Source organism: Pseudomonas moraviensis subsp. stanleyae, assembly GCF_036283065.1.
GTDB classification, from domain to species: Bacteria; Pseudomonadota; Gammaproteobacteria; order Pseudomonadales; family Pseudomonadaceae; genus Aquipseudomonas; species Aquipseudomonas stanleyae.
Window position 1 is genome coordinate 361,134 of sequence record NZ_JAADJI010000003.1, and the last position, 12,703, is coordinate 373,836.

A 12,703-nucleotide genomic window follows, 5' to 3' on the forward strand; every position below is an offset into this window, starting at 1 on the left:
GGAAAAGGTGACCCGCCGTAAGGGCGGAACCCTAAGTTGCCGTTACCGCAGCAATGGATATGTACTCACTCAAAAATACCCCACCGCCCCAAGAAAAGCCTTCGCGAGCAGGCTCGCTCCCACCGGGGTATTGGGCATATCCGCCAGAGACTGGTCGGCTATAAGACCGCCATCGCTGGCAAGCCAGCTCCCACAGGGATCAGGGTAGATCCGCTATTCATTCGTATCTTTGAGATAGCTATCGCGAGCAGGCTCACTCCTACAAGAGCAAGAGCAAAAGATCGCAGCCTTCGGCAGCTCCTACAATGATCGCGCCAACCATGAGGCCGAGTGTCAGCTCGCCTGCTCTTGATCTTGATCTTGATCCACCAGCGACGTCGGAAGGCTGAGTGGAGGGATTGATCCGGGCGTGGGAGCGCAGCGACCGTCTGGCGCAGCCAGACACAGCGGAAAGAGGTGCAGCGAAGCAAACCGGAGCCGCTGCGCCCGGATCGATCCCGCAGCGAAGGAACCCGAGCCTGCGAGGGCCGAACGCAGGAGCAAGCCTTTTCGGTTACCTTTTCGGCGTTTGGAAAAGGTGACCCACCGTCAGGGCGGAACCCTAAGTTGCCGTTACCGCAGCAACGGATATGTACTCACTCAAAAAATACCCCACCGCCCCAAAAAAAGCCTTCGCGAGCAAGCTCACTCCTGCAAGCGATTGCGATCAATTCAGAGTATGTGTTGAACCGATCTAGAGCTGTCGGCCCTTGACCTTCAGATGCCGCGCATACCAAGGGCGCTGCGGCACTTTGCGGAACAGCTCGGTCATGTTGTCTTCGTCGCCGAAGGTAATGCGCAGCGCCAGTTTCATGGTTTCCGGGTCCATCTCCACCGAACGCCCGACTTGCAGGCCGGGCACGGTGCTGCAGCCGTGGGTGTCGGGGCCGAGCCAGGGATCGGCGACTTCCACCCAGCGGCCCGGCGCAAACCACGGCACGCCATTGACTTCGAGGCGGGTCACTTCGCCCGGATGAAAGCGTTCGTGGGCGCGGAACCAGTCTTCCAGGCGATCATCGATCCAGCCGTGGAAACGCCAGAACACCGGGTTCACATGGGAGGAAAACGGGTCGCCGAGAAAGTCGTTTTCCGGCGCGTACCAGCGCGCGGCGAAATCCGCCTGATCGCGTGCCATCGGCACGGGAATGTCATTGGACGGGTCACGCGCCACCGAGGCCCAGCGCATGTGCAGCCAGTCGTGCAGGCCCAGTTCGACTTCGGAACCGAACTGGCCAAGGGTCAATTTCGCCAAGTAACGCGGATCACGGTACTGCGATTCCCAGACCAGAAAATTGCTCTGGAAAGTCTCCGTCGCTTTGATGTCGCTGACCCATTTGGTGTACTCGTCATCGCCCTCGGCCAGCCAGGTCGGCGGCAGTGAGTTGCCGTCGTGATTGTCGAAATAACGCGCGAAGCCCTGACGGTCACGTTCCAGCTCCGGTTGCGGCTGCGGGAACGCTGGCCACGACGGCAAATCCTGCATCGACCGGGCGATGCCGAGCATGTGCCGATGCATGAAGAAAAAGTCCACGCCCGAGCCGTTGCGATCCTTGCTTGGGCCTCGGGCATCGCGCTCCTTGTCGCGCGGTCCGGGCTGCCAGCCGATACCGCGCAGGGCTTCGCGTTTTTTCTCCGAGAGCTTGTGCCACTTGTCGCGGGTGGCGTGCCAGAGCTGGTGGAACAACCGATGTTCGGGCGCCACCAGCCAGGCCAACAGTTGCGGATTCAAACCCGTGCGTTCGCGGGCTTCGGGAAAGCGTCGCTTGATGGCGATGAACTGATTGTCCAGCTCGGGCAACGCCAACGGCCGATCCAGACGCAACACTTGCCCGGTAAACGTGGCGCTGCCGGCATTGCCAAACGCCGCCCAGACCTCATCCAGTTTGACTTTGAATTCATATACCGGTGGCGCTAACGGCGCATCGGTGCGCAGCAGGCGCCAATACATCTCGGCGCCGTTGCCTGGGCCCAGATCGCCGATCACCTGATAAAGCACAGGCCCCTCGGCACGCAGATTGGTCCCGGTGTCGAGATAGCCGCGCAGCCCACGGCCACGGTGAGCGATGTCGAGAAACAGCTCCAGGCCTTGCGCCGGCAAACCATCGAGCCCGGCCGCCGCACCGGTAAAGCGAATGTCCCAGACCCCGCGCAGATTGTCCGCCAGTTGTTGTCCGGCGGTGTCCGCCAGATCGACCGTGGCCTCGCCCGGGGTGATCGGAAACTCCTCGCGAGTCAGTTCACGATGTGCATAAAAAGCGGCAGGCAGCGCGGCGCCCGTGAGTGCCATGCCCGCCATGAACCAGCGTCGAGAGATCGTCATTGCCCTACCTGTGTCAGCCATGAAGCAGGCTTTATCCAAGCTAGAACGTTTGCTCGGCGGGGAAATTTACGCCGCCGGCAAAACATCGCTGCGCCGCTGCCGGGCATTTGTAACGCCCGCCTAAATTAGCCACCCGGCCACTCGTTCTTCCCAGATAGCAAAGGCCCCTGCGCCTGTACCTCGACGGCGAACCTGAATGAGATGGCAATGACAAAACCGCGTTGGAAAAAGGCTCTATTCATCGGCCTGCCACTGGCCCTGGCGATCAGTGCCGGCGCAGGATTTCTGGCCTGGGATTACTGGAACAACCCCGGCTACCCGGTGAAGGTGATGAAACAGGCGACCGAGTTGCAGGATCGCCTGCTGTCGTTCGACAGCCACATCACCGTGCCGCTGAGTTTCGGCAGCCACGACCACGAAGCCGACAAGGATGGCTCGGGCCAGTTCGACCTGGTCAAGGCCAATCGCGGACGCCTGTCCGGTGCGGCGCTGACGGTGTTCGGCTGGCCGGAAATGTGGAACGGCCCGAACGCCCCGCACCGCCCGACCGAGGGTTTCGTCGAAGAGGCGCGCAACCAGCAGGAAGTGCGCTACAAGATCATTTCCGGGATTGTCCGCGACTTCCCCAATCAGGCCGGCATCGCCTACACGCCGGATGATTTCCGCCGGCTGCACGGCGAGGGCAAGTTTGCGATTTTCATCAGCATGCTCAACGCCTACCCGCTGGGCAACGACCTGAGCAAGCTCGACCTGTGGGCCGGGCGCGGCATGCGCATGTTCGGCTTCAGTTACATCGGCAACAACAGCTGGGCCGACTCATCGCGGCCGCTGCCATTTTTCAATGATTCGCCCGACGCCCTCGATGGCCTCTCGGACATCGGCAAACAAGCGGTGCAGCGCTTGAACGATCTGGGCGTGATCATCGACGTTTCGCAGATGTCGACCAAAGCCCTCGAGCAAGTCGCCGAACTCAGCCGCACACCGCTGGTGGCCTCGCACTCTGCGCCGCGGGCGGCGGTGGATATCCCCCGCAACCTCAGCGACAAAGAACTGCAATTGATCAAGAACAGTGGCGGCGTTGTGCAGGTCGTGGCTTTCTCGCAGTACCTGAAACCGCTGACCCAGGGCACCCAGGACAAACTCAATGCGCTGCGTGCGCGCTTCGATCTGCCGCCGCTGCCCAATCTGGCCATGGCGCTGATGCCCGGCGATCCGATCATCACCGCCTGGTCGGAACAGAAACTCGGCCAGTACGCCAGCGGCCTCTATGCGATCCTCGAAGAAGAACCGAAAGCCACCCTCAAGGACTTCGGCGATGCCATCGATTACACGGTGCGCAAAATCGGTATCGACCACGTCGGCATCGCCTCGGACTTCAACGATGGCGGCGGGATCAAAGGCTGGGAAAACGTCGGCGAGATCCGCAACGTCACCGCCGAGCTGCTGCAGCGCGGCTACTCCGAAGCAGACATTGCCAAGCTCTGGGGCGGCAACTTCATGCGCGTCTGGGATCAGGTGCATAAAGCCGCGAAACCAGCACTGGCGTCGCGCCAGGAGGTGGCCCGGCCATGACTGATCGTCGCACGTTTCTCAAGCAGGCCGGCCTGCTCGCCGCCGCCCTGCCCTTGGGCGCCAGCCTGACTGCACCGGCGGCGATCGCTGCCGTGCCGACTGCATCGCGGGACAAATGGGCACAGCTGCGCCAGTTGTTCGATCAGGATCCCCAGGCCATCCACTTCGCCAATTTTCTGGTCACCTCGCACCCGAAACCGGTGCGCGACGCGATCGAACGCCATCGCGCGGCGCTGGATCTGAATCCGGGTCTGGCGATGGATTGGGATCTTGGCGTCACCGAGAAGCGCGAAGAAAACGTGCGCCACTGGGCCGGCCAGTACCTGCAAGCCAAACCGGGGCAGATCGCCCTGACCGGCAGCACCACCGAAGGCCTGGCGATGATCTACGGCAGCGTGCAGGTGCGCGCGGACCAGGAGATTCTCACCACGGTTCACGAGCATTATTCGACGCGCAACATTCTTGATTTCCGCAGCCGTCGCGACGGCACGCGAGTGCGCAAACTCACCCTGTTCGAAAACCCGCAGAGCATTTCTCTGGATCAGGTGCTCGACACGATCAACCGCAATATCCGCCCCGAGACCCGCGTGCTGGGCATGACCTGGGTGCATTCGGGCAGCGGCGTGAAGCTGCCGATCAGCGACATCTCGCGGCTGGTCGACGAGCACAACCGTCAGCGCGACGACCAGGACCGGCTGATCTACGTGGTCGATGGCGTGCACGGTTTCGGCGTCGACGACCTGAGTTTCCCGCAGATGAACTGCGACTTTTTCATCGCCGGCACGCACAAGTGGATGTTCGGCCCGCGCGGCACCGGCATTGTCTGCAGCCGCACTGAAGAACTGAAATACGTCAGCCCCAGCGTGCCGACATTCTCCGAGGCCACGGCCTTCTCGACCATCATGACCCCGGGCGGCTACCACGCCTTCGAACATCGCTGGGCGCTGGACGAAGCCTTCAAGCTGCACCTGCAACTGGGCAAGGCCGAGGTGAAGACGCGCATTCATCAGCTCAACAGCTACCTCAAGCAACGCCTGCAGGAGCACCGCAACATCGAAGTGGTCACCCCGCTCGCCTCGCAGTTCTCCGCCGGTTTCACCTTCTTCCGGATCAAGGGCCAGGACAGCGATGAAGTAGCTGCCTGGCTGATGCAGAACCGGGTGATCTGCGACGCGGTCAGCCGCGACGTCGGGCCGGTGATTCGCACCGCACCGGGCTTGCTCAACAACGAAGCCGAAGTGGATCGCTTCATGGACATCCTCGGTAAAAAGCTGCGCGCCTGATCCTCGATTGCCGTTTTCCTTTCAAAGAGACGACTCATGAAAAAGCCTCACGCGTCACTCCTCTCCAAAGCCCTGCCCGCACTGGCGCTGAGCGCCCTCTGCGCGGCACTGCTGCCCGGCACCGCGCTGGCGGCGACCGCACCCGCAGCGGGCAAAGTGTTCAAGGACTGCAAGGACTGCCCGGAAATGGTCGTGCTGCCGACCGGCAGCTACACCATGGGCACGCCGGACGATGAAGTCGGCCGTCAGCCCGATGAAGGCCCGCTGCACACCGTGACCTTCAGCAAACCGTTGGCCATCAGCCGCTCGCAGGTGCTGGTCGGCGAATGGGACGCCTATGTGCGCGAAACCGGCAACAAGCCCTACGACTTCGACGACCGCCCCGGCCGCCGCTGCACCGCCGGCAAACCCGAATTCAAACAGACGCCCCGCGATCCAGCGGTGTGCATGAACGTCGCCGAAGCCCAGGGCTACATCGACTGGCTATCGAAAAAAACCGGCCACGCTTATCGCCTGCAGAGCGAATCGATCCGCGAATACGCCGCCCGAGGCGGCAGCACCGGGCCTTTCCCGTTCCCGTTCGATGAAGGCAAGGATTACCAGATTTCCAAACACGCCAACACCTATGGCGCGGCCGACGGCTACAACTTCACTTCGCCGGCCGGCACCTTCCCGGCCAACGCCTTTGGTGTGTTCGACGCCCACGGCAACGTCTACGAGTGGACCGCCGACTGCTATCACCCGGACTACTCCGGCGTGCCTGCCGACGGTCGTCCATGGACCCAGGAAAACTGCGAACGCCAGGTCATGCGCGGCAACGACTGGGGCGAAGCGCCGATCTTCTCCCGCTCGGGCAACCGCAACAGCAGTTGGCCGACCAGCAAGGGCGACTGGCTGGGCTTTCGCGTAGTACGCGACCTCTGATCCCGCCCTCGACGAGCGCAGCCACGCCTGCGCTCGGTTAAAGAAACTCCGCGACCATTCGTTTTCCTTAAGTACCGGCACTCCCTCCGCATCGAAGCAGGAATCCTCCATGACCAAGCCTACGCGTGGGGCGATCAACGAATTGTTCGCCCTGCTCAAGCCCTTCCGCCTGATCGTCTCGGCGTCCATCGTGCTCGGCATGCTCGGCGGCCTGAGCGTCACCGTGCTGCTGGCGACCATCAACAACGCCTTGCATTCCGATGACGGCCTGACCCGCACCGTGGTGATGATCTTCGCCGGCCTGTGTGCTCTGGCCCTGCTGACCACGATTCTGTCGGACATCGGCACCAACTACGTCGGCCAGCACATCATCGCCAAACTGCGCAAAGAGCTGGGGGAAAAAGTCCTGTCGGCGCCGATCGACCAGATTGAACGCTATCGCAGTCATCGCCTGATTCCGGTGCTGACCCACGACGTCGACACCATCAGCGACTTCGCCTTCGCCTTCGCGCCGCTGGCGATCTCGATGACCGTGACCCTTGGCTGCCTCGGCTATCTGGCCATGCTGTCGTGGCCAATGTTCCTGATGATGCTGGTGGCCATCGCCATCGGCACCACCATCCAGGCCATCGCCCGGGCCAAGGGCATGCGCGGTTTCTACGCCGCCCGCGACTCCGAGGATGAACTGCAAAAGCACTACAACGCGATCGCCGAAGGCGCCAAGGAACTGCGCATCCACCGCCCGCGCCGCCAGCGCATGTTCGTCGCCGGCATCCAGAAAACCGCGGAAAAGATCTGCGACACCCAGATCAAATCGATCAACACTTTTGTCATCGCCAAGTCGTTTGGCTCGATGCTGTTCTTCGTGGTCATCGGCATGGCCCTGGCCCTGCAATCGCTGTGGCCGAGTGCCGACAAAGCGGTGATGAGCGGTTTCGTTCTGGTGCTGCTGTACATGAAGGGGCCGCTGGAACACCTGATCAGCACCCTGCCGATCATCAGCCGCGCACAGATTGCCTTCCGCCGCATCGCCGAACTCAGCGAACAGTTTTCCTCACCGGAACCGCACCTGTTGCTGCAGGATCAGGGCAGCAAGCCGGCCGCCGTCAACAGCCTCGAACTGCGCAACGTGCGCTACGCCTTCCCGCCCGTGGAAGGCAGCGAACCGTTCCGCCTCGGGCCGGTGAACCTGCGCATCGAACAGGGCGACATCGTGTTCATCGTCGGTGAGAACGGCTGCGGCAAAACCACGCTGATCAAATTGTTGCTGGGTTTGTACGCGCCGACCGAGGGCGAAATCCGCGTCAACGACAAGCCGATCACCGCGGTCAACCGCGACGATTACCGCCAGAACTTCACCACGATCTTCGCCGACTATTACCTGTTCGATGACTTGATTCAGGGCGATCGTGAAGTGCCGCAGGATGCCACGCGCTACCTCGAACGCCTGGAGATTGCGCACAAGGTCAGCGTGCGCGACGGCGCGTTCAGCACCACCGACCTGTCCACCGGCCAGCGCAAACGCCTGGCGCTGGTCAATGCCTGGCTCGAAGAGCGCCCGGTGCTGGTGTTTGATGAGTGGGCAGCGGATCAGGACCCGACGTTCCGGCGGATCTTCTATACCGAGCTGCTGCCCGACCTCAAGCGTCTGGGCAAAACCATCATCGTGATTTCCCACGACGATCGTTACTTCGACGTCGCCGATCAACTGGTGCGCATGGAGGCCGGCAAGGTCCAGAGCGAACTGCAACCCGCCTGATCGAGGCAGCCGCGACCAGGCCGGAGAAAAAACTTTTCCGGTTTGCCGCGGCTTCCTCGTCTTAATGAGATGAATAAGAACCATTAACAACTATACCTGCCAAGGTCTTAACCTCATGTCCGCATCCCGTTTCATGCTTCGCCCTCTGACTCGAGCCCTGCTGATGCACGGCGCGACCCGCACTCGCCTGGCCGGTAGCGGCCTGGGTCTGGCACTGACCCTCGCGGCGGCGCCGTATGTCCAGGCCCAGGAATGGACCCTGAACATCCCTGCCCAACCGCTGGCCCAGGCCCTGCAGACCCTCGGTCAGCAGACCAGCCTGCAGATCGTCTACAGCCCGGAAAGCCTGCAAGGCCTGCGCTCCAGCGCACTCAACGGCCGCTATCAGGACGACGAGTCGCTCAAGGCCATGCTCAGCGGCACCGGCATCCGCTATCAGCGTGACGGCAACACCGTCACCGTGCTCGGCCCGGCCACCAGCGGCAGTGCGATGGAACTGGCGCCGACCAACGTCAACGCCAACCGCCTCGGCGCCACCACCGAAGGCAGCAACTCCTACACCACCGGCGCCGTGACCATGGGCAAGGGCGTGCACTCGCTGAAAGAAACACCGCAGTCGATCACGGTAATGACCCGCAAGATGCTCGATGACCAGAACCTCAACACCATCGAACAGGTGATGGAGAAGACCCCGGGCATCACCGTCTACGACTCGCCCATGGGCGGCAAGTACTTCTACTCGCGCGGTTTCCGCATGACCGGCCAGTACCAGTACGACGGCGTGCCGCTGGACATCGGCAGCAGCTATGTGCAGGCGGACAGCTTCAACAGCGACATGGCCATCTACGACCGCGTGGAAATCCTCCGCGGCGCGGCCGGCATGATGAAGGGCGCGGGCGGCACCGCCGGCGGCGTCAACTTCGTGCGCAAGCGCGGCCAGGACACCCCGCACACGCAGCTGTCGTTGTCGGCGGGCACCTGGGACAACTACCGCGGCCAGGTCGACACCGGCGGCCCGCTGAACGACGCCGGCACGGTGCGTGGTCGCGCCGTGGTGACCCAGCAGACCCGGCAGTATTTCTACGATGTCGGCGAACGCCGCGACCAGGTCTACTACGGCGCGCTGGACTTCGACCTCAGCCCCGACACCACCCTGGGCGTGGGCATGGCCTATGAAGACGTCGACGCCACCCCGTGCTGGGGCGGCCTGCCGCGCTACGCCGACGGCTCTGACCTGCACCTGAAACGCTCGACCTGCCTGAACACTGCGTGGAACAACCAGCGCAGCAAACGCGCCACTTACTTCGCCGACGTCAAGCACCAGTTCAACGATGACTGGTCGCTGAAAGTCGCCGGTGTCTACTCGCGCAACACCCAGGACATGGCATACGCCTTCCCGAGCGGCGCGGTACCTCTGGGCGCCACTGCCAGCAACACACTGATGCTCGGCAGTACCTATGACTACGATCAGCGCGATTACGGTTTCGATGCCTACGTCGACGGCAAATTCGATGCCTTCGGCCAGCAGCACGAACTGATCGTCGGCGCCAACGCCAGCCGTTCGCACAAGGACGACTTCTACGCGGTGGCTGCATTGCCGCAGCGCCAGAACGTGTTCAACCCCAACCACCACATCCCGCAGCCGGATGAAAGCTACTACCTGGCCAACGCCTCCCGTGGCGGTCCGGTGGATATGCACATCAAGCAATACGGCGCTTACTCGATCGCCCGCCTGAAACTCGCCGACCCGATGACGCTGGTACTCGGCAGCCGGGTCAGCTGGTACAAATCCGACACGGATTCGGTGCAGTACTTCCGCGGCGAAGGCACCGAGGTCAACACCAAGTCCACCGAAACCGGCCAGGTCACGCCGTTCGCCGGCCTGCTCTACGACCTCAACGACAACCTGACCGCCTACGCCAGCTACACCGACATCTTCACTCCGCAAGGCTCGTACAAAACCATCGACGGCAGCACGCTCAAACCGCTGATCGGCCAGAGCTACGAGTTGGGGATCAAGGGTGAGTGGTTCGACGGTCGTCTGAACAGCTCCTTCAACCTGTTCCGCACCATCCAGAAAGACGCGGCCCAGGATGACCTGCGTTGCGAAGACAGTTCCTGCTCGATCAACTCGGGCAAGGTTCGCGCCCAGGGCTTTGAAGCTGAAGTCAGCGGTGAAGTGATTGATCGCCTGCAATTGCTGGCCGGTTATACCTATACCCAGACCAAGGTGCTGGAAGACGCCGATGCGACTCAGGATGGCGCGGTCTACAACTCTTACGTGCCGCGTCATCTGTTGCGCGTGTGGGGTGATTACGCCCTGAGCGGGCCGCTGGATCGGGTGACGATTGGTGCGGGCGTCAATGCGCAGACGGGCACTTACCGGGTTTCGCCTCTGGGTGGGGACAATGTCGATGGTGCGGGTTATGCGGTCTGGAACGGTCGCATTGGTTATCGGATTGATGACACTTGGTCGGTGGCGTTGAACGGCAACAACCTGTTTGACAAGCGTTATTACGCGACGATCGGGACCGAGGGGTTCGGTAACTTCTATGGCGAACCGCGGAATTTTGTGATGTCGGTGAAGGCTGATTTCTGATTTTCTGATTTGAGCTTTGAGAGAGCCCCGCATTGTGAGATGTGGGGCTTTTTGTTTTTTGGGATTGGGGGCATATCCGTTGCTGCGGGTGCTGCCGCTGGCGGTTTCGCTCTTACAGCGAGTCACCTTTTCCAAACGCCGAAAAGGTAACCCAAAAGGCTTTGCCCCGGCGTACGGCCCGCTCGCTGGGGCTCGGGGTACCTTCGTTACGGGACCGATCCGGGCGCAGCGCCTCCGGTTTGCTTCGCTGCACCTCCTCTCGCTGTGTACGACTGCGTCGTACGGTCGCTGCGCTCCCACGCCCGGATCGATCCCGTAACGAAGCCTGCCGAAGGGGCGGGAGATCAAAAGCCGAAGCAAAGCAAAAGCCAGATCAAGAGCCCCTCACCCTAGCCCTCTCCCAGAGGGAGAGGGGACTGACCGAGGTGTTTGGACGGGGTACACCGACCTGAGACACCGAGTCGAATGCATATGCAGAAAATCAAAAGCCCCTCACCCTAACCCTCTCCCGGAGGGAGAGGGGACTGACCGAGGTGTTTGGACGGGGTACACCGACCTGAGACACCGAGTCGAATGCATATGCAGAAAATCAAAAGCCCCTCACCCTAACCCTCTCCCGGAGGGAGAGGGGACTGACCGAGGTGTTTGGACGGGGTACACCGACCTGAGACACCGAGTCGAATGCATATGCAGAAAATCAAAAGCCCCTCACCCTAACCCTCTCCCGGAGGGAGAGGGGACTGACCCGCGTTGTTTGGGTGAAATATGCCGACTTGCGATACCGAGTCGATGCAGATTCTGAAAAGCCCGCAAATCGGCTCCCTCTCCCTCGGGAGAGGGCTGGGGTGAGGGGCAGCAACAACACAAATCAAAAGCCGGCCCCCCACGCTTTTCACCACTCAATAGGCCGAGTGTCAGCTCGCCTGCTTTTGATCTTGATCCACGGGCGACGTCGGAAGGCTGAGTGGAGGGATTGATCCGGGGGTGGGAGCGCAGCGACCGTTTGGCGCAGCCAAACACAGCGAGTGTAGGTGCAGCGGAGCAAACCGGAGCCGCTGCGCCCGGATCGATCCCGCAGCGAAGGGACCCGAGCCTGCGAGGGCCGAACGCAGGAGCTAGCGTTTTTTGCTTACTTTTTTTGGCGCTTGTAAAAAAGTAAGTCGCCGTAAGGGCGAAACCGCCAGCAGCAACACCAAAAAAAACGGATATTCACCCAATCCAAAAAGCCCGCGCAAGCGCCCCACCAACCCGCGCATAAACCTCCAGAACCCCAGGCACCACCGCCCCCAACCGCAACAAATCATGAGTCAACCCGGCACAAACCTCGACCTCGACCTCAACCCCCTGCCCGCGCAGCTTATCGACATAAGCCTGGCCCTCATCCAGCAACGGATCAAACCCGGCTAATACCACAATGGCCGGCGCAACCCCGCGCAAATCCTCCGCCAGCAACGGCGAAAAACGCCAATCCAGGTAATCCTCCGGCCCACGCGCATAGTGCTGATAAAACCAGTCCAGCGTGTCGTTCTCGAGCAAATACCCCTCGCCAAACAACAGCCGCGAATCATGCACCCGAGAAGCATCGGTCACCGGATAACACAACAACTGCGCCTTGGGCGCGATGGCCACCGTGTGAGGTTGCAGCACCGCCTGAATCGCCAGAACCGTCGCCAACGTGGCGCCCGCGCTGTCGCCACCAAACGCAACGCGCGAACCATCCAGGCCGAGGCTCACAGCCTGTTCCGCCAGCCACGCCAACGCGTCCTCGCCATCCTCCAGCGCCGTCGGAAAGCGATGCTCCGGCGCCAGCCGATAACCGATCGAGAGCACCGCACACGGCGTGCGCTGGCAAAACTCACGGCAGACACCGTCGTGGGAATCCAGACTGCCGACCACAAACCCGCCACCGTGGAAATACACCAGCACCGGCAGCGACGAGGCCACACCGCTGGGCCGATACAAACGCAACGCCAGCGCCGCGCCATTCCGGGACTGTGTTTCGATCTCGGTGACTTCAAGGTCCTGCGGCGCCGGCCAGCGCAGTTGCGCGGTGGTCTGTTCGAAAGTCGCGCGGGCCTCGCTCGGGCTCAGTTGGTGCATGGCCGGCAGGCCGGCGTCCTGGCTGTCTTGAGCCAGGTCGAGAAAAGCTTCCAGATCAGGGTGTAACGACATCGATAAGATCCTTTATCCGCAAAAAACCGGGCGCG

7 protein-coding genes are annotated in these 12,703 nt (G+C 61.9%); 5 read left to right on the top strand and 2 right to left on the bottom strand.

What is annotated here, in order from left to right:
- Positions 1-733: 733 nt before the first annotated feature.
- Positions 734-2,359, bottom strand: a complete 1,626-nt coding sequence (gene pvdP, locus GXB78_RS06915) for a pyoverdine maturation tyrosinase PvdP (RefSeq protein WP_329514860.1) — start codon at positions 2,357-2,359, stop codon at positions 734-736.
- 207 nt (positions 2,360-2,566) lie between these two features.
- Between pvdP and pvdM the strand changes: the two genes are divergently transcribed.
- The 5 genes from pvdM (at position 2,567) to GXB78_RS06940 (ending at position 10,496) form a co-directional block, all read left to right on the top strand.
- Entirely contained in the window at positions 2,567-3,931 is a 1,365-nt protein-coding gene (gene pvdM / locus GXB78_RS06920; RefSeq protein ID WP_329514861.1) for a pyoverdine-tailoring dipeptidase-like protein PvdM, read from the top strand.
- Positions 3,928-5,214 (top strand): pyoverdine-tailoring periplasmic protein PvdN, encoded by a 1,287-nt coding sequence (gene pvdN / locus GXB78_RS06925; RefSeq protein WP_329514862.1) that lies wholly within the window; start codon positions 3,928-3,930, stop codon positions 5,212-5,214. Before pvdM ends, pvdN begins: the two co-directional genes overlap by 4 nt.
- A 36-nt stretch (positions 5,215-5,250) precedes the next feature.
- Positions 5,251-6,138, top strand: coding sequence for a dihydropyoverdine dehydrogenase (pvdO, locus tag GXB78_RS06930; protein ID WP_329514863.1), 888 nt, complete (start codon positions 5,251-5,253; stop codon positions 6,136-6,138).
- Between the two features lie 109 nt (positions 6,139-6,247).
- A complete protein-coding gene (locus tag GXB78_RS06935; protein ID WP_329514864.1) occupies positions 6,248-7,897 on the top strand; it encodes a cyclic peptide export ABC transporter in 1,650 nt (549 codons plus the stop codon).
- Between the two features lie 115 nt (positions 7,898-8,012).
- Entirely contained in the window at positions 8,013-10,496 is a 2,484-nt protein-coding gene (locus tag GXB78_RS06940; RefSeq protein WP_329514865.1) for a TonB-dependent siderophore receptor, read from the top strand.
- 1,209 nt (positions 10,497-11,705) lie between these two features.
- Here GXB78_RS06940 and GXB78_RS06945 read toward each other — a convergent pair.
- Positions 11,706-12,668 carry an alpha/beta hydrolase gene (locus GXB78_RS06945; protein WP_329514866.1) on the bottom strand — a complete coding sequence of 321 codons (963 nt, stop codon included), beginning with the start codon at positions 12,666-12,668 and terminating at the stop codon, positions 11,706-11,708.
- Positions 12,669-12,703: the final 35 nt, after the last annotated feature.

Bases quoted from the DNA above. Each gene is read 5' to 3' on its own strand.
- pvdN (WP_329514862.1), top strand. From the start codon at position 3,928: ATGACTGATCGTCGCACGTTTCTCAAGCAGGCCGGCCTGCTCGCCGCC.
- GXB78_RS06935 (WP_329514864.1), top strand. From the start codon at position 6,248: ATGACCAAGCCTACGCGTGGGGCGATCAACGAATTGTTCGCCCTGCTC.
- pvdO (WP_329514863.1), top strand. From the start codon at position 5,251: ATGAAAAAGCCTCACGCGTCACTCCTCTCCAAAGCCCTGCCCGCACTG.
- pvdP (WP_329514860.1), bottom strand. From the start codon at position 2,359: ATGACGATCTCTCGACGCTGGTTCATGGCGGGCATGGCACTCACGGGC.
- GXB78_RS06945 (WP_329514866.1), bottom strand. From the start codon at position 12,668: ATGTCGTTACACCCTGATCTGGAAGCTTTTCTCGACCTGGCTCAAGAC.
- GXB78_RS06940 (WP_329514865.1), top strand. From the start codon at position 8,013: ATGTCCGCATCCCGTTTCATGCTTCGCCCTCTGACTCGAGCCCTGCTG.
- pvdM (WP_329514861.1), top strand. From the start codon at position 2,567: ATGACAAAACCGCGTTGGAAAAAGGCTCTATTCATCGGCCTGCCACTG.